A 15,923-nucleotide genomic window follows, 5' to 3' on the forward strand; every position below is an offset into this window, starting at 1 on the left:
GACCCGTCCGAGGAACACGCCCGTATCATGAGCCACAGCTTCCACCCCACGGTCCTGCGCGAATACGACATCCGCGGCGTCATCGGGAAGACGCTGGCCGCCGTCGACTACCAGGCGGTCGGCGCCGCCTTCGGCACCATCGTCCGGCGCAAGGGCGGCAGGCAGGTGGCGGTCGGCTATGACGGCCGGCTGAGCTCGCCGGAGCTGGAGGCGGCGCTGGTCCGGGGCCTGGCCTCGACCGGGCTCGAGGTGGTGCGCGTCGGCCTGGGCCCGACGCCGATGCTGTATTTCGCGCAGAAGCACCTGGACGCCGATGCCGGGGTGATGGTCACCGGGTCGCACAACCCGCCGGACTACAACGGCATCAAGATGGTGCTGCGCTCCGGCGCGGTCTATGGCGACCAGATCCAGGAGATCGGCCGCATCGCCGCGGCGGGCGACCTGGAGACGGGCGAGGGCACGGTCCGCGACCTCGACCTGCGCGACCTCTATGTCGAGCGGCTGCTGCGCGACTATGACGGGACCCGCGGGCTGACCGTGGTCTGGGACGCCGGCAACGGCGCCGCCGGCGAGGTGCTGCGCCGGCTGACGGCGAAGCTGCCGGGCCGGCATGTCCTGCTGTTCGACGAGATCGACGGCCGCTTCCCCAACCACCATCCGGATCCGACCATCCCGGAGAACCTGGTGGCGCTGCAGGCCAAGGTGGCCGAGGTCGGGGCCGATCTCGGCATCGCTTTCGACGGCGACGCCGACCGCATCGGCGCCATCGACGGCCAGGGCCGCATCATCCCCGGCGACATGCTGGTGGCGGTCTACGCCATCGACGTGCTGCCGCGGTACCCCGGCGGCACCGTGATCGCCGACGTCAAGACCAGCAAGACGGTGTTCGACGCGATCGCGAAGCTGGGCGGCACGCCGCTCATGTGGAAGACCGGCCATTCGCTGATCAAGGCGAAGATGGCGGAGGTGAAGTCGCCGCTGGCCGGCGAGATGTCGGGCCACATCTTCTTCGCCGACAAGTGGTACGGCTTCGACGACGCGCTCTATTGCGGCGTGCGCCTGGTGGCCCAGGTCAGCCGCAGCGGCGGCACGCTGGCGGCGCTGCGCGACAGCTTCCCGAGCACTGTCTCCACCCCCGAGGTGCGCTTCCAGGTCGATGAGAGCCGGAAATTCGCGGTGATCACCGAGGTGCTGGAGCGGCTGCGCAAGGCCGGCGCCGAGGTCAACGACATCGACGGCGCCCGGGTGACCACGCCGGACGGCTGGTGGCTGCTGCGCGCTTCGAACACCCAGGACGTGCTGGTGGCGCGGGCCGAGAGCGCCGACGAGGCCGGGCTGGAGCGGCTGAAGGCCCAGATCGTCGACCAGCTGAAGCAGAGCGGCCTGTCCGAGCCGAGCTTTACGGCTTCGGCCCACTGATCCCTACCCTGTCATTGCCGGGCTTGACCCGGCAATCCAGGAATGCCGACGCTCTCTGGATGCCCGGGTCAAGCCCGGGCATGACAGAAAGGGGTAGCGCCGAACTACCCGATTCCCCGCAGCCGGGCCATGGCCAGCGCGTCGACATAGGCGCCGTCGCGATAGGCATAGGCGCGCAGCCGGCCTTCCTCGACGAAGCCGAACTTCCGGTACAGCGCCAGCGCCGGCTCGTTGTCGGTCCAGACCGTGAGCTCGAGCCGCTTCAGGTCCAGCCAGTTGTCGGCCGTGTCGATCAGCGCCGCCATCAATGCCGAGCCGACGCCGCGGCCGGCGAAGTCGTCATGCACGCCCATGCCGATCGCCGCCGAATGGGCCCGACGGCCCTTGCCGCGGTGCAGCCCCGCATCGCCGATGATCCGGCCTTCCGCCTCGGCGACGATGTGCACGTCGTCGGGCGAGCGGTCGGCCAGCCACTTCTGCACCGTCTCCATAGTCGGAAAGGGCGGCCGCAGCGTGCCCCAGCGGAAGCGCGGCTGGTTGTGCAACTCGGCTATACCGGGCGCGTCTGTCGCCCGGCTGGCGCGCAGCGTGAAGGCCGGCCTCTCCGTCACGCCTCCTCCTCGCCGCGGGAGATGGCCACGGCGCGGCGGGCGCGGGCGGTGACCGCGGCCCAGTCGCCGGCCGCCACCTCGGCCTTGCCGGCGATCCAGGTGCCGCCGACCACGGCCACGTTCGGCAGCGCCAGATAGGCCCGCAGGTTCGATTCGCGGACGCCGCCGGTCGGGCAGAAGCGCATGCCGGCGAAGGGGCCGGCCAGCGCCGCCAGCGCCGACTGGCCGCCATAGATCTCGGCCGGGAAGAATTTGAGCACGCCGTAGCCGAGGTCGCGCGCCGCCATGATCTCCGACGGCGTCACCGCGCCGGGCAGGAAGGGAAAGCCCTCCGCCGCCCGCGCCAGGGCCGGGGTCAGGCCGGGGCTGACACCGAAGACGGCGCCGGCGCGGCGCGCGGCGTCGAGATCGGCGGGGGACAGCACCGTGCCGGCGCCGACGATCGCCTCCGGCACCTCCGCCGCCATGGCGGCGATGACGTCGATGGCGGCCTTGGTGCGCAGCGTCACCTCCAGCACCGGCAGGCCGCCATCGACCAGGGCGCGGGCCAGCGGCACCGCCGCCTCCACCGTCTCGACGGTCAGCACAGGGATGATCGGGGCGCGGGCGATGATGGCGTCGACGGTCATGGCAATCTCGATCGGTCAGCGGTCATTCGGTTGCGCCGCACCATAGCAAATTGCGGTGCCCGGACGAGAGTCATACGCCCCGAGTTGCGGAGAATCGCGAGCAATACGCGTTGCCTCTCCCGCCACGCGGGAGAGGCAAAAAGGAGGACGGTATCCACCCAGCGGCCCTTGGTCAGGCAGGGCCGCCCGCGAAATCCGGCATGGCGTCGCGCGGCACCACGGCGCCGCGATGGCCGATCACCGCGGCGGCCAGGCGGTGGCCGCGCAGCGCTGCCGCCGCCGGATCCAGCCCGGCGAAGCGGCCGGCCAGGTAGCCGGCGTTGAAGCTGTCGCCGGCCGCGGTGGTGTCGACCGGGGTCACCACCTGCGGCACCGGCACGGACACGATGCCCTCGGCCGTGGCGATATGGCAGCCGTCGCCGCCGCATTTCACCACGATCTCGCCGACGCCGGTGCCGCGCAGCCGGGCGATGGTGGCCTGCGGATCCGCGTCGCCGAACAGCGCCTGCTCGTCGTCGAAGGTCGGCAGGGCATGGGTGGCGAGCGCCAGGAACCGCTCGAACACGGCCTGCGCCTTGGCCTTGTCGGGCCAGCCGCGCGGCCGGTAGTTGCCGTCGAAGGCGATGCGGGCGCCCTTGGCCTTGGCCGCCGACAGCGCCGCGTGGAAGGCGTCGCGGCCGCGGTCGCTGTAGAGCGACAGGGTGATGCCGGAGAAGTAGAGCAGGTCGTAGCCGGCCAGCGTCTCGGCCAGCTCGCCCGCGCCGGGCAGCTCGAACACCTCGCGCGCCGGCGCCCGGTCGCGCCAGTAGTGGAAGCTGCGCTCGCCCTTGTCGTCGGTGCGGATCATGTAGAGGCCGGGCACCCGGCCGGGCAGGCGCGGCACCAGTTCGGTTCCCACCCCTTCCGCCTGCCAGCGGGCCAGCATCTCGTCGCTGTACGGGTCGTCGCCCAGGGCGGTGACGTAGTCGACCGCGACGCCCTGGCGGGCCAGGTAGACCGCGGTGTTCAGCGTGTCCCCGCCGCTGGAGAGCTGGGCGTCACCGCCCGGCTTCACCGCGATCTCGATCATGCACTCGCCGATCGATGCCACCCGCATGAACACAATCCCTTCCCGGCTTACCGCCGGGCCCGCTCAGGGCGTCGGCGCGTCGGCGCGAATCAAGTTTTCGGATTTCAGATCCGACCACAGCCCGGCGGGGATCGGGTAGCGGAAATTCTCGACGTTGCGCGTGACCTGGTCGGGCGACAGCGCCCCCGGGATCACCGAGGCGACGATCGGATGGCCGAGCGGGAACTGCAGCGCCGCCGCGGCCAGCGGCACGCCATGCGCGGTGCAGACCCGCTCGATCCGGCGGCAGCGCTCCAGCTCCTCCGGCGTCGCGTCGCGGTAGTTGTACTTGGCGCCGGCGACCGGACCGGTGGCGAGGAGGCCGGAGGCGAAGACGCCGCCGATGACGATGCCGACGCCGTGCCGCTCGCACAGCGGGAACTCCGCCTCCAGCGGCTCCTGGTCCATCAGCGTGTAGGGCATCGCCACCAGGAAGGCGTCGAGATCGGCGGCGTCGAGCAGCCGCGGGATCATGCCCATGACGTTGATGCCGGCGCCGACCGCGCCGACCACGCCGGCGGATTTCAGCTCCTCCAGCGCCCGCCAGCCGGAGGCGGAGAGCCGGTCGAGATGCGCCCGCACCCGGGCGTCGGTCTTGTGGTGCGGCAGGTCGAGGTCGTGGATCAGCAGCAGGTCGATCCGCGGCAGGGCCAGCCGCATCCAGATCTGCTCCATGGCCCGCATGATGCCGTCATAGCCGTAGTCGAAGACGACGTCGAAGGGCAGGCCGCCGGCCCATTTCTCGGAATGGAAGTTCTCCGGGTCGCGTGAGGGCTTGAGCCAGCGCCCGACCTTGCTGGAGACCCGGAACTCGCCGCGCGGCTGGCCGTGCAGGAAGCTGCCCAGCCGGTGCTCGGCCAGGCCGATCCCGTACCACGGCGCCGTGTCGAAATAGCGGATGCCGGCATCCCAGGCCGCCTGCAGCGTGGCATGGGCCTGCGGCTCCGGCACCTTGACGAAGAGCTCGCCGAGCGCCGCCGTGCCGAAGCCCAGCGTGGTCACCTCGAGATCGGTGCGTCCCAGGCGGCGGGTGTCGAGCGGCATCGGCGGAGCTCCTGTCGGTTCGTCACTGCGAATCGGCGGCGCCGGAGGCCTCGACGATCGGCGCCCATTTCGCCAGCTCGGCCGACACGTGCTGGGCCAGCTCGTGCGGGGTGGAGCCGACGACGGTGGCGCTGAGCTCGGCCAGGCGCGGCTGCATCGCCGGGTCCTTCACCGCCTTCAGCGCCGCGGCGTTCAGCCGGTCGATCACCGGCTGCGGCGTGCCGGCCGGGGCGAACAGCGCGTTCCAGGTGTAGGTCTCGTAGCCCGGCACGCCCGCCTCCTCCATCGTCGGCAGGTCGGGGAAGCTGGCGGAGCGCGTCTTGGTGGTGATCGCCAGCGCCCGCAGCGTGCCCGCCTTGATGAAGGAGGTGGAGGACGGCAGGTTGTCGAACATGATCGGCACCTGGCCCGCCACAACGTCGTTCAGCGCCGGCCCGGCGCCGCGATAGGGCACGTGCACCATGTCGACACCGGCGAGGCTCTTGAACAGCTCGCCCGACAGGTGCAGCGGCGTGCCGATGCCGGAGGAGGCGTAGCTGTACTCGCCCGGCTTGGACTTCAGCAGCGCGATCAGCTCCTGCACCGAGTTCACCGGCAGGCTCGGATGCACCTCGAGCACGTTGGGCACCAGCACCAGCAGCGACACCGGCGCGAAGTCCTTCACCGGATCGTAGGGCATCTCCTTCATGACCGCGGGGTTCAGCGCGTGGGTCGCGATGGTGCCCATCAGGATGGTGTAGCCGTCGGGGTCGGCCTTGGCGACGGCGGCGGCGCCGATGTTGCCGCCGGCCCCCGCCTTGTTCTCGACGATCACGGTCTGGCCGAGATCAGCGCCCATCTTCTCGGCGACGAGGCGGGCGATCAGGTCGGTCGAGCCGCCGGCCGCGAACGGCACCACCAGCGTGATCGGCCGCGACGGGAAGGCGTCGGCCGCCGGGGCCGTCCCGGCCGGCAGCGCCAGACAGGCCGCCAGGCCCGCCAACAGGACGGTTCGTCGGACCAGGCCGTGCAGCGTCGTCATGCGTCTCCCCCTACCTCGATCATGCGATGATGCGTTGTTATGACCCGGCGCGGCCGGGGCCGTGCGGCGGGCCGCGATTGTCGCGGAGGACGGCGGCGCTGGCAACCCGCGCCGCCGGTCGCGTCAAGCGGGAGCGTCGGCGGCGATCGTGGTCTCGGGGCTCGCCGCCTCCAGCTCGCGGGCGCTCTGGTTCATGATGAACTGCATCGCCTTGCGCGCTCCCCGGGCGTCGCCCGCGGCGATGCTCTCATAGACCGCCCGGTGGTCGCCGACCGCCAGGGGGAAGGCCCGGTTGCGCCGCGCCTGCGCCTGGAAGCTCATGGTCAGCAGCGGCCCCAGGATGGTGCTGAGCCGCTCGATCAGCGCGTTGCGGCTGGCGGCGAAGACCGCGAGGTGGAAGCGGACATCGGCGCTGTAGAAGGCGTTCGGGTCCTCCCCCGCCTTCTCCATCTCGTCGAGCGCCTCCTGGATCAGCGCCCGGTCCTCGGGCTGCGACCGGCGCGCCGCCAGCTCCGCCGCCGCCGGCTCGATCGCCCAGCGCAGCTCGACCAGGTCGCGGCGGAAGCTCGGGATCAGCGCCTCGGGCGAATGCCAGCCGAGGATGTCGGGGTCCAGCAGGTTCCAGGCCTCGCGCGGCCTGACCCGGGTGCCGGAGCGGCGGCGCGGCTCGACCAGCCCCTTGGCGGCCAGGACCTTGACCGCCTCGCGGATCGCCGAGCGGCTGGCGCCGTAGGTCTCGGCCAGTTCGCCTTCGCTCGGCAATGTATCTCCGGGAGGTATCTGGCCGGTGACGATCCGGGCTCCGATATCGTGGACCACCCGGCCGTGCAGGCCGGCGGAGGGATAACCGTTCTTCTTCATGCCGCGGTCGTCGACCTTCTTGGGATCCTGGGTCATTGTCGCCGAAATCTCCCGCGTTGCAATGATTTGACAAAAATATCGTTGCTCAGCGCCCTCCGGACACGTCGATCGTGGTCGCCGTCATGTAGGAGGCGGCGTCGGAGAGCAGGAACAGCACGGCCTCGGCGATCTCCTCCGGCCGGCCGATGCGGCCGATCGGGATGGTCGGCGCCACCGCGCCCAGCACCGTCTTGCCGCCGATATGGTCGTCGTTGATGTCGGTGTCGGTCAGGCCCGGGCGCAGGCCGACGACGCGGATGCCGTCGGCCGCCACCTCGCGCGCCAGGCCCGTGGTGAAGGAATCGACCGCGCCCTTGGAGGAGGCGTAGGCCACCTCCTGCGGCAGCCCGCCGTGCCGGGCCGCGACCGAGGAGATGTTGACGATCACGCCGCCCGGCCCGCCATGGCGCCGCGACATCCGGCGGATCGCCTCGCGGCTGCAGTAGAACATGCCGAAGACGTTGGTGGCGTAGAGCGCGGTGAGGGCCTGCGGGTCGTCCAGGCCGTCGACCCGGCTCACCGGGCCGATCACCCCGGCGTTGTTGACGAGCGCGGTGACCGGGCCGAGCGCCCGGTCGATCTCGGCGAACATGGCCGTCACTGCGGCGCTGTCGCCGACATCGGCGGCGAAGGAAGCGGCCTCGCCGCCCGCCGCCGCGATCTCCGCCACCAGCCGCTCCGCCGCGCCGCGCGACCGCCCGTAGTTGACGGCGACGCTCCAGCCGCGGGCTGCGCCCAGCCGGGCGATGGCGGCGCCGATTCCCCGTCCGGAGCCGGTGACGAGCAGCACCCCAGCCATGGCGTCCTCCGCTTGTCCGACGAATGAACGTAGCAGAGGATAATTGCCCGACCAATGGAGTGCGCGATGGCAATCGATCTCCAGACTGCCGCCGGGATCCTGGCCGGCCACCGGCTGCGGCCCGGTGCCTTTCCGGGCCTGCCGGAGGCGCTGCGCCCGGCCGACCTCGATGCCGCGCGCCGGCTGCAGGATGCGGTGCATGAGCGTCTGTCCGCCGATCTCGGGCCGCGGATCGGCTGGAAGATCGGCTGCACCACCCCGGTGATGCAGCGCTTCCTCGGCATCCCGGAGCCCTGCGAGGGCGGCATCTTCCGGGCCAATGCCCAGACGAGCCCCGGCCGCTTCCCGGCGGCGGCGCATCACCGGATCGGCGTCGAATGCGAGATCGCGGTCCGGATCGGGCGCGACCTGCCGCCGGGCGAGCCCGACCGCGCCGTCCTGGAGGCCGCGGTGGAGTCAGTGCTGCCGGCGATCGAGGTGGTCGACGACCGCTATGCCGATTTCGCCGCGCTCGGCGCGCCGACCCTGCTGGCCGACGACTTCTTCCAGGCCGGCTGCGTGCTGGGGCCGCCGCTCGCCGACTGGCGCGACCTGGACCTCGCGGCGCTGTCCGGCCGGATGCTGGTCGACGGGGTCGAGGCCGGCCAGGGCCACGGCCGCGACGTGCTGGGCCACCCGCTGAACGCCCTGGCCTGGCTGGCCGGGACGCTGGCCCGCCGCGGCCAGGGCCTCAAGGCCGGCGAGATCGTGCTGCTGGGCAGCCTGGTGCAGACCCAGTGGCTCGCCCCTGGCGCCCGGGTCGCCATCGAGATCGAGGCGCTGGGCCGGGTGGAGATGAAAGCGTAGAGCCCTATCGCCCCAGCAGGGCCGCGGCGCAGGCGTCGAGGATGGCGTCGGCGTCGAGGCCGTATTTGCGGTAGAGCTGCGGAATGGTGCCGGACTGGCCGAAATGCTCAACCCCGAGCGGCTTGACCCGGTGGCCATGCACGCCGCCGAGCCAGGACAGCGTCGCCGGATGCCCGTCCAGCACCGTCACCAGCGCCGCGTCCGGCGCCAGAGGCGCCAGGAGCTGCCGCGCCAGGCAGGGCTCGACCGCATGGCCGGCGCGCACCGCCGCCAGCTCGGCATGCCAGCCGGCGTTCAGACGGTCGGCCGAGGTCACGGCCAGGAGGCCGGCGCCGGGAATGTCCTCCAGCACCTGCTCGAAGGCGGCGATCGCCTCCGGCGCCACGGCCCCCGTGTAGACGATGGCCAGCGACGCGCCCGGCGCCGGCTCGCGCAGCCAATAGCCGCCGGCGATGATCGCCCGGCGCAGGTCGTCGGTCATCTCCCGCCGCGGCTGCTCCAGCGGCCGGGTCGACAGGCGCAGATAGACCGAGCCGCCGTCATGGTCGCGCACCCAGTCGCCCGCCGCCGGGTCCGACTTGTCGCGCTGCATGTAGTCGAAGCCCCAGGCCATGATCGCCGCCAGCTCGTCGACATAGGCCGGCTCGAAGCTGGCCAGGCCGTCCTGGGCCATGCCGATCAGCGGCGTGCCGATCGACTGGTGCGCCCCGCCTTCCGGCGCCAGGGTCAGGCCGGACGGCGTCGCCACCAGCATGAAGCGGGCATCCTGGTAGCAGGCGTAGTTCAGGGCATCGAGGCCGCGGGCGATGAACGGATCGTAGAGGGTGCCGACCGGCAGCAGCCGCTCGCCGAACAGCGAATGGGTCAGGCCCAGCGCGGCGAGGTTGATGAACAGGTTGTTCTCGGCGATGCCGAGCTCGACATGCTGGCCGTCCGGCGACATGCCCCAGCGCTGGGCCGAGACCACCTTCTGCTCCTTGAACACGTCGGCGCGGACGTGGCGGTCGAAGATACCGCGGCGGTTCACCCAGCCGCCGAGATTGGTGGAGACGGTGACGTCGGGAGAGGTGGTGACCACGCGCTCGGCCATCCTGTCCTCGCGCTTGGCGAGGTCGGCCATAATCCGGCCGAAGCCCTCCTGGGTCGACATGGTCTCGGCCCGGGTGAAGTCGAGGTCGCGCGGGACCGGGATCCGGTCGGCCCGGTAGCGCCGCCGCCCCTCGGCGACGAAGGGCGCGGCGGCGAGGAAGGCGCGGAGGTCCTCCGCCATCTCCTCCATGCCGGCGAAGGGCTCCCATTCCCGGTCCTCGGGCACGCCCTGGCTGGCCTGGAAGGCGGCCATCTGCTCCGGGTTCATCAGCCCGGCATGGTTGTCCTTGTGACCGGCGAAGGGCAGGCCGAAGCCCTTGATGGTGTAGGCGATGAACACCGTCGGCACGTCGTCGGCGATGCCGTGGAAGGCATCCAGCACCGTCTCCATGTCGTGGCCGGCGAGATTGGTCATCAGCGCGGCCAGCGCCGAGTCGTCATGATCCGCCAGGAGCTCGGGGATGCCCGGCTCGCCGCCGATATCGGCCAGCAGCTGGCGGCGCCAGGCCGCGCCGCCCTGATAGACCAGGGCGGAGTAGAGCGGGTTCGGGCATTCGTCGATCCAGCGCCGCAGAGCGTCCCCGCCCGGGCCGCGGAACGCGGCTTCCAGCAGCCGGCCGTATTTCAGGGTGACGACCCGCCAGCCCATGTTCTCGAACAGCTTGTCGATGCGGGCGAAGAGCCGCTCGGTGACGATCGAATCGAGGCTCTGGCGGTTGTAGTCGACCACCCACCAGACGTTGCGGACGTCGTGCTTCCAGCCCTCCAGCAGGGCCTCGTAGATGTTGCCCTCGTCCAGCTCGGCATCACCCAGGAGGGCCACCATGCGGCCGCCGGTCTTGGCCTCGCGGCCCCATTCCTTCAGCGCGACATAATCCTGCGCGATCGAGGCGAACAGCGTCATGGCGACGCCGAGCCCGACCGAGCCGGTGGAGAAGTCGACGTCGTCCGCGTCCTTGGTGCGCGACGGGTAGGACTGGGCCCCGCCGAGCGAGCGGAAGTTCTCCAGGTTCTCGCGCGTCTGCTGGCCCAGCAGGTACTGGATGGCGTGGAACACCGGGCTGGCATGCGGCTTCACCGCCACCCGGTCCCGCGGCCGCAGGACGTCGAGATAGAGCGCGGTCATCACCGTGACCAGCGACGCCGAGGAGGCCTGGTGCCCGCCGACCTTGAGCCCGTCCGGATTGGGCCGCAGGTGGTTGGCGTTGTGGATCGTCCAGGCGGACAGCCAGAGGATCTTCTTCTCCAGCGCCTTCAGCAGGCGCAGCCGATCGGCCTCCGCCGCGCCTTCGGCCTCGATGCGCGCATCCCGCACCCTGCGACCAACCGTCCCCATCGCCCGACGTCCTCGCCCTGCCACGGATCAGACCCTATACCTTAAGGAGCACGTCAGTGAGCCGGACGCAACGCCGGCGCGCTGCCCCCGCAACGACGCCGGCCGACGGAATCCCGCCGCCGCGCCGTGCAGGGGCCGGGAGGGGGTCGACCGTTCGGAAGCGGAGACGGAGAAGCCATGTCTCTCGTCGAAGCGGCGATCGCCGCCAACCGTTTCGGCTTCGGCGCCCGGCCGGGCGAGCTGGAGACCATCGCCGACAACCCGAAGGCCTGGCTGCGGGCGCAGATCCGCCAGCCGGCCGCGCCCGCCGGCGACCTGCCGATGACCCGGGCCGGGCTGGCCGTCCTGATCGCGGTGCGGACCGCGCCCGAGATGGACACCCGCAAGGCGCATCAGCAGGAGGCGATCGCGTTGCGCGACCGCGACCGCATCGCCCATATCCGCTCGGCGGTGGCCGCCGACACGCCGTTCCGCGAGCGGCTGGTCAAGTTCTGGACCAACCACTTCACCGTCTCCTATGCCCAGAACTACGTCGTCCCCTTCGCCGGCGCCTATGAGAACGAGGCGATCCGCCCCCATGCCACCGGCCGGTTCCGCGACCTGCTGGGCGCGGTGGTGAAGCACCCGGCGATGCTGTTCTATCTCGACAACGCCCGCTCGGTCGGGCCGAACTCGAAGGGCGGGAAGCAGGCCGGGCTGGGCCTGAACGAGAATCTGGGGCGGGAGCTGATGGAGCTGCACACGCTGGGCGTCGACGGCGGCTACACCCAGGCCGATGTGCGGGCGCTGGCGATGATCCTGACCGGCTGGACGCCCGGCCGCGCCAAGGACCCGCCCGGCACGGTCTTCGCCTTCCGCCCGACCGGCCACGAGCCCGGGCCGAAGACCTTCCTGGGCAAGACCTATCCGGAGGCCGGCCAGGACGAGGGCGAGGCGGCGCTCGACGCGCTGGCCGCCCATCCGGCCACCGCCCGGCATATCGCCACCCAGCTGGCCCGCCACTTCATCGCCGACGACCCGCCGGAGGCCGCGGTGGACCGCCTGGCCCGGACCTTCCAGGACACCGGCGGCGACCTGGCCGCGGTGTCCGAGGCGCTGGTCGACAGCCCGGAGGCCTGGGCGCCGGAGCCGCGGAAGTTCAAGACGCCGATGGAGCTGGTGGCCTCGGCCCTGCGCGGCTTCGGCGCCGACGACGCCGATGTCGCGGCGGTGAACTGGACCCGCCGGCTGGGGCAGCAGATCTACAACGCGCCGTCGCCGCAGGGCTGGTCGGACCATGAATCCGACTGGCTGGCGCCGGAGCTGGTGATGCAGCGGATCGAATGGAGCTATCAGGTGATCCCCCGCCTGGTGGCCGACCAGTCGCCCCTGCCCTTCGCCGAGGCGCTGCTGGGCCCGGGCCTGTCGGACAACACCAGGGGCGTGCTGATGGGCGCGCCGAGCCAGCGCGAGGGCATCGCCCTGGCGCTGCTGAGCCCCGAATTCCAGAGGAGATGAGAGGATGGAGCTGACCCGACGCCATCTTCTCGGCGGTTTCGCGGCCACCGCCGCGGCGACGGTGCTGCCGGCCAGGCTGCTGCTGGCCAAGGCGCCGATCGAGCAGCGCTTCGTGCTGGTGATCCTGCGCGGCGCCCTCGACGGCCTGGCCGCGGTGCCGCCCTATGCCGATCCGGACCATCGCGCGCTGCGCGGCGCCCTGGCTCCGCCCGACCCCGGCCAGGACGGTGGCATGGTCGACCTGGACGGGCGCTTCGCCCTGCATCCGGCGCTGGCGCCGCTGAAGGACTGGTACGCCGAGGGCAGCTTCCTGCCCCTGCACGCCGTGGCCTCGCCGTATCGCGAGCGGTCGCATTTCGACGGCCAGGACCTGCTGGAGACCGGCGCGCCGCGGCTGGACGGCACCCGCGACGGCTGGCTGAACCGCACGCTGGGCCTGATCGGCGCCACCGACCGGCGCTTCGGCATCGCCTTCACGGAGGAGATCCCGCTGGTGCTGCGGGGATCGACGCCGGTCACCTCCTGGCTGCCGGCCCGTCCGTCGGTGCTGCCGCCCGGCTTCCCCGACCTAGTCGCCAGCCTGTACGCCCGGGATCCGGCGCTGCACGCGGCCTATTCCGCCGGGCTGGACACCACCGCCTATGGCCGGCGGATCCAGGAGACGATGCGGACCAGCGGTTCAGCCGGGCCTGCCGGCGCCGCCATACCCGGCGACATGGCGGCGAAGGGCGGGACGGCGCGGGCCGCAGCCGGCGCCGACCTGCAGCTGGCCGAGGCCGCCGGCCGGTTCCTGGCCGACCCCAAGGGTTCGCGCATCGCGGTGATGGAGCTGTATGGCTGGGACACCCATGTGCAGCAGGCCAGGCGGCTGGACCGGCTGCTGGCCGCCTATGCCGCCACGCTGCAGGCGCTGCGCGACGGGCTGGGCGATGCCTGGCAGCAGACCGCGATCCTGACGGTGACGGAGTTCGGCCGCACCGCCGCGGTCAACGGCTCCGGCGGCACCGACCACGGCACCGCCTCGGTCGCCTTCCTGGCCGGCGGCGCGGTGCATGGCGGCCGGGTGCTGACCGACTGGCCCGGGCTGGCGACGGACAGGCTGTACCAGGGCCGCGACCTGGCCCCGACCACCGACCTGCGCGCCGTGGCCAAGGGCGTGTTCCGCGACCATCTCGGCCTGCCGGAGGACGCGCTGACCCGCGTCGTCTTCCCCGGCAGCGCCGAGGCGGCGCCGATGCGGGAGCTGGTCAGGCGGGCGTAGTGCCAGTTCCCGTTATGAGCGACCGATATTCATCATCGTCATGGCGAGCCCCGAAGGGGCGCGGCCATCCAGGGCTGCTCGCACCGGCCCTGGATGGCCACGGCGCTCCGCGCCTCGCCATGACGACAAGGGTCATGGGTTCTCAATAACGAGGGCTGGTGAAAGACCCGCTATTCATCCAGCTTGCCCAGCCCGATGGCGGCGAGGAGGACGCTGCCGTCATTGGTCAGCGCCCATTTGCCCTGCCGCTCCTCGACCAGGCCGCGGGCCTGCAGGGCCAGGCGCACATGGTCGGCGACGCCGGGCTCATGGCGGTGGATGCGTCCCAGCGCATCCTTCTCGTCGGCGGACAGGTCGTCGGGTCGAAGCTGCGGCATGGTTCCCTCCTCGGATCGCCGCGCCGGCGGGTTGCCGTCGCGTCTCGCAAAACGCCCGACGACCCGATCCGGGTCCGCTGGCCGCGGACCCGGCAGGCCCGAGCCTCAGACAGCGCCCTTGCGGACGCCTCGGTTCACCGCGCTGGCCACCGCCTTGAGCGATGCCATGACGATGTTGCTGTCGATGCCGACGCCGAACAGCGTCTTGCCGCCGATCCGCGCCTCGACATAGGTCGCGGCGCTGGAATCGGAGCCGCTGCGCAGCGCGTGCTCGCGGTAGTCGGCGATGTCGACATCGACCCCGATCTCGCGGCGGAGCGCATCGACGAAGGCGTTGAGCGGGCCGTTGCCCTCGCCCTGGATGGTCTTCTCCACCCCGTCGATCTTCACCTGCGCCTCAATGTGGCGCTCGCCGCGGCCGGTCGGCAGCGTGGTGTGACCGATCACCTCGACCCGGCCGGGGGTGAGGTACTCCTGCTCGAACTCCTGCCAGATCACCTGGGACGAGATCTCCTTGCCGGTCTCGTCGGCCAGCTTCTGGATCACCTGGCTGAACTCCACCTGCAGCTTGCGCGGCAGGTCGAGGCCGTGGTCGGTCAGCAGCAGATAGGCGACGCCGCCCTTGCCGGACTGGCTGTTGACCCGGATCACCGCCTCGTAGCTGCAGCCGATGTCCTGCGGATCGATCGGCAGATACGGCACCTCCCACAGCCCGCTGTTGCTCTTCTCCATGGCCGCGAAGCCCTTCTTGATCGCGTCCTGGTGCGAGCCGGAGAAGGCGGTGAACACCAGCTCGCCGCCATAGGGGTGGCGCGGATGCACCGGCAGCTGGTTGCAGTATTCGACCGTGCGCACGATCTCGCCGACATCGTGCAGGTCGAGCATCGGGTCCACGCCCTGGGTGAACATGTTCAGCCCCAGCGTGACGATGTCGACGTTGCCGGTGCGCTCGCCATTGCCGAACAGCGTGCCTTCGACCCGGTCGGCCCCGGCCATCAGCGCCAGCTCGGTCGCGGCGATGCCGGTGCCGCGGTCGTTGTGCGGGTGGACCGACAGGATGAAGCTGTCGCGCCGGGCGAAGTTGCGGTGGCACCATTCGATCTGGTCGGCATAGACGTTCGGTGTCGCCATCTCGACCGTCGCCGGCAGGTTCAGGATCGCCTTCCTCTCCGGCGTCGGCTGCCAAGCGTCCAGCACCGCGCCGCAGATGTCGCGGGCATAGTCCAGCTCGGTGCCGGTGAAGCTCTCCGGCGAGTACTGGAACACGATCTCGGTCTCCGGCACCGTCGGCACCAGCTCCTTGATCAGCTTGGTGCCGCGCACCGCGATCTCGGTGATGCCGTCGCGGTCGAGGCCGAACACGACCCGGCGCTGCAGCGTCGAGGTGGAGTTGTAGAGGTGGACGATCACCCGCTTGGCGCCGCGGATCGCGTCGAAGGTGCGGCGGATCAGCTCCTCCCGCGACTGGGTCAGCACCTGGATGGTGACGTCGTCGGGGATCAGGCCGTTGTCGATCAGGTGGCGGACGAAGTCGAAATCGGTCTGCGAGGCGGCGGGGAAGCCGACCTCGATCTCCTTGAAGCCCATGCGGACCAAGAGGTCCCACATGCGCTGCTTGCGGTCGGTCCCCATCGGCTCGATCAGCGCTTGGTTGCCGTCGCGGAGGTCGACCGAGCACCAGATCGGGGCGTGGTCGATGACGCGGTTCGGCCATTGCCGGTCGGGCAGCGGAACGGGCTGGACCGGGCGGTATTTCTCGACGGGCATTCCGGATTTGGACGGCATCACGGACATGGGATTTCTCTCTCGCACCGGCCGGGTCCGACCGGATTCAAAGGATAGGATGGAATGACGACGGGCGCATGACACGGATGCGCGAAGACGGCCGCCCGGCGCGCGATGCGCCGATCAGCGGCCGGTGATAAGTCGCAGCAGATCCCGGCGGGTGCGGGAAACGGCCTGTTTCGGCAATCGGTCGGGGGTCAT

General features: G+C 71.3%; 14 protein-coding genes. 4 read left to right on the top strand and 10 right to left on the bottom strand.

The features are described 5' to 3' along the window. Positions 1 to 27 precede the first annotated feature (27 nt). Entirely contained in the window at positions 28 to 1,419 is a 1,392-nt protein-coding gene (pgmG, locus tag G537_RS0101350; protein ID WP_026868589.1) for a phosphoglucomutase/phosphomannomutase PgmG, read from the top strand. Positions 1,420 to 1,523: 104 nt separating this feature from the next. Here the strand turns inward: pgmG and G537_RS0101355 are convergent, their stop codons facing one another. The 7 genes from G537_RS0101355 to G537_RS0101385 all read right to left on the bottom strand — a co-directional run bounded on the left by G537_RS0101355 (position 1,524) and on the right by G537_RS0101385 (position 7,531). Beyond that, positions 1,524 to 2,030 carry a GNAT family N-acetyltransferase gene (locus G537_RS0101355; RefSeq protein WP_026868590.1) on the bottom strand — a complete coding sequence of 169 codons (507 nt, stop codon included), beginning with the start codon at positions 2,028 to 2,030 and terminating at the stop codon, positions 1,524 to 1,526. After that, on the bottom strand, positions 2,027 to 2,659 hold the full coding sequence (eda, locus tag G537_RS0101360) for a bifunctional 4-hydroxy-2-oxoglutarate aldolase/2-dehydro-3-deoxy-phosphogluconate aldolase (RefSeq protein WP_026868591.1): 633 nt from the start codon (positions 2,657 to 2,659) through the stop codon (positions 2,027 to 2,029). The genes G537_RS0101355 and eda overlap by 4 nt, the downstream gene beginning before the upstream one ends. Positions 2,660 to 2,831: 172 nt before the next feature. After that, positions 2,832 to 3,755, bottom strand: a complete 924-nt coding sequence (locus G537_RS0101365) for a sugar kinase (protein WP_026868592.1) — start codon at positions 3,753 to 3,755, stop codon at positions 2,832 to 2,834. Between the two features lie 36 nt (positions 3,756 to 3,791). After that, positions 3,792 to 4,811 carry an aldo/keto reductase gene (locus tag G537_RS0101370; protein ID WP_026868593.1) on the bottom strand — a complete coding sequence of 340 codons (1,020 nt, stop codon included), beginning with the start codon at positions 4,809 to 4,811 and terminating at the stop codon, positions 3,792 to 3,794. Between the two features lie 22 nt (positions 4,812 to 4,833). Then, complete coding sequence (locus tag G537_RS0101375; protein ID WP_026868594.1) at positions 4,834 to 5,832, bottom strand: Bug family tripartite tricarboxylate transporter substrate binding protein; 999 nt, start codon at positions 5,830 to 5,832, stop codon at positions 4,834 to 4,836. 123 nt (positions 5,833 to 5,955) lie between these two features. Continuing rightward, positions 5,956 to 6,729, bottom strand: a complete 774-nt coding sequence (locus G537_RS35835; protein ID WP_051247630.1) for a FadR/GntR family transcriptional regulator — start codon at positions 6,727 to 6,729, stop codon at positions 5,956 to 5,958. A 49-nt stretch (positions 6,730 to 6,778) separates the two neighbouring features. After that, complete coding sequence (locus G537_RS0101385; RefSeq protein ID WP_026868595.1) at positions 6,779 to 7,531, bottom strand: SDR family oxidoreductase; 753 nt, start codon at positions 7,529 to 7,531, stop codon at positions 6,779 to 6,781. Positions 7,532 to 7,597: 66 nt separating this feature from the next. On the opposite strand from G537_RS0101385, the gene G537_RS0101390 reads away from it, so the two are divergent. Next, positions 7,598 to 8,377 carry a 2-keto-4-pentenoate hydratase gene (locus G537_RS0101390; protein ID WP_026868596.1) on the top strand — a complete coding sequence of 260 codons (780 nt, stop codon included), beginning with the start codon at positions 7,598 to 7,600 and terminating at the stop codon, positions 8,375 to 8,377. Positions 8,378 to 8,381: 4 nt separating this feature from the next. Here G537_RS0101390 and G537_RS0101395 read toward each other — a convergent pair whose 3' ends face one another. Further along, complete coding sequence (locus G537_RS0101395) at positions 8,382 to 10,802, bottom strand: transketolase (protein ID WP_081688510.1); 2,421 nt, start codon at positions 10,800 to 10,802, stop codon at positions 8,382 to 8,384. Between the two features lie 177 nt (positions 10,803 to 10,979). Between G537_RS0101395 and G537_RS0101400 the strand changes: the two genes are divergently transcribed. Continuing rightward, positions 10,980 to 12,299, top strand: coding sequence for a DUF1800 domain-containing protein (locus tag G537_RS0101400; RefSeq protein ID WP_026868598.1), 1,320 nt, complete (start codon positions 10,980 to 10,982; stop codon positions 12,297 to 12,299). Between the two features lie 4 nt (positions 12,300 to 12,303). Next, a complete protein-coding gene (locus tag G537_RS0101405; RefSeq protein WP_026868599.1) occupies positions 12,304 to 13,560 on the top strand; it encodes a DUF1501 domain-containing protein in 1,257 nt (418 codons plus the stop codon). A 170-nt stretch (positions 13,561 to 13,730) separates the two neighbouring features. On the opposite strand, the gene G537_RS0101410 is transcribed toward G537_RS0101405, so the two are convergent. Both G537_RS0101410 and leuA read right to left on the bottom strand, forming a co-directional pair. Then, positions 13,731 to 13,937 carry a hypothetical protein gene (locus G537_RS0101410; protein ID WP_026868600.1) on the bottom strand — a complete coding sequence of 69 codons (207 nt, stop codon included), beginning with the start codon at positions 13,935 to 13,937 and terminating at the stop codon, positions 13,731 to 13,733. A 105-nt stretch (positions 13,938 to 14,042) separates the two neighbouring features. Then, positions 14,043 to 15,722, bottom strand: a complete 1,680-nt coding sequence (gene leuA, locus G537_RS0101415; protein WP_425402272.1) for a 2-isopropylmalate synthase — start codon at positions 15,720 to 15,722, stop codon at positions 14,043 to 14,045. Positions 15,723 to 15,923 lie beyond the last annotated feature (201 nt).

The sequence above is a fragment of the Inquilinus limosus DSM 16000 genome (assembly GCF_000423185.1).
Classification (GTDB): domain Bacteria; phylum Pseudomonadota; class Alphaproteobacteria; order DSM-16000; family Inquilinaceae; genus Inquilinus; species Inquilinus limosus.

Excerpts from the sequence above, each read along its gene's own strand:
- G537_RS0101410 (WP_026868600.1), bottom strand. The coding sequence starts at position 13,937 with ATGCCGCAGCTTCGACCCGACGACCTGTCCGCCGACGAGAAGGATGCG.
- G537_RS0101365 (WP_026868592.1), bottom strand. The coding sequence starts at position 3,755 with ATGCGGGTGGCATCGATCGGCGAGTGCATGATCGAGATCGCGGTGAAG.
- G537_RS0101395 (WP_081688510.1), bottom strand. The coding sequence starts at position 10,802 with ATGGGGACGGTTGGTCGCAGGGTGCGGGATGCGCGCATCGAGGCCGAA.
- eda (WP_026868591.1), bottom strand. The coding sequence starts at position 2,659 with ATGACCGTCGACGCCATCATCGCCCGCGCCCCGATCATCCCTGTGCTG.
- leuA (WP_425402272.1), bottom strand. The coding sequence starts at position 15,722 with ATGCCGTCCAAATCCGGAATGCCCGTCGAGAAATACCGCCCGGTCCAG.
- G537_RS0101400 (WP_026868598.1), top strand. The coding sequence starts at position 10,980 with ATGTCTCTCGTCGAAGCGGCGATCGCCGCCAACCGTTTCGGCTTCGGC.
- G537_RS0101405 (WP_026868599.1), top strand. The coding sequence starts at position 12,304 with ATGGAGCTGACCCGACGCCATCTTCTCGGCGGTTTCGCGGCCACCGCC.
- G537_RS35835 (WP_051247630.1), bottom strand. The coding sequence starts at position 6,729 with ATGACCCAGGATCCCAAGAAGGTCGACGACCGCGGCATGAAGAAGAAC.
- G537_RS0101375 (WP_026868594.1), bottom strand. The coding sequence starts at position 5,832 with ATGACGACGCTGCACGGCCTGGTCCGACGAACCGTCCTGTTGGCGGGC.
- G537_RS0101390 (WP_026868596.1), top strand. The coding sequence starts at position 7,598 with ATGGCAATCGATCTCCAGACTGCCGCCGGGATCCTGGCCGGCCACCGG.
- G537_RS0101385 (WP_026868595.1), bottom strand. The coding sequence starts at position 7,531 with ATGGCTGGGGTGCTGCTCGTCACCGGCTCCGGACGGGGAATCGGCGCC.
- pgmG (WP_026868589.1), top strand. The coding sequence starts at position 28 with ATGAGCCACAGCTTCCACCCCACGGTCCTGCGCGAATACGACATCCGC.
- G537_RS0101370 (WP_026868593.1), bottom strand. The coding sequence starts at position 4,811 with ATGCCGCTCGACACCCGCCGCCTGGGACGCACCGATCTCGAGGTGACC.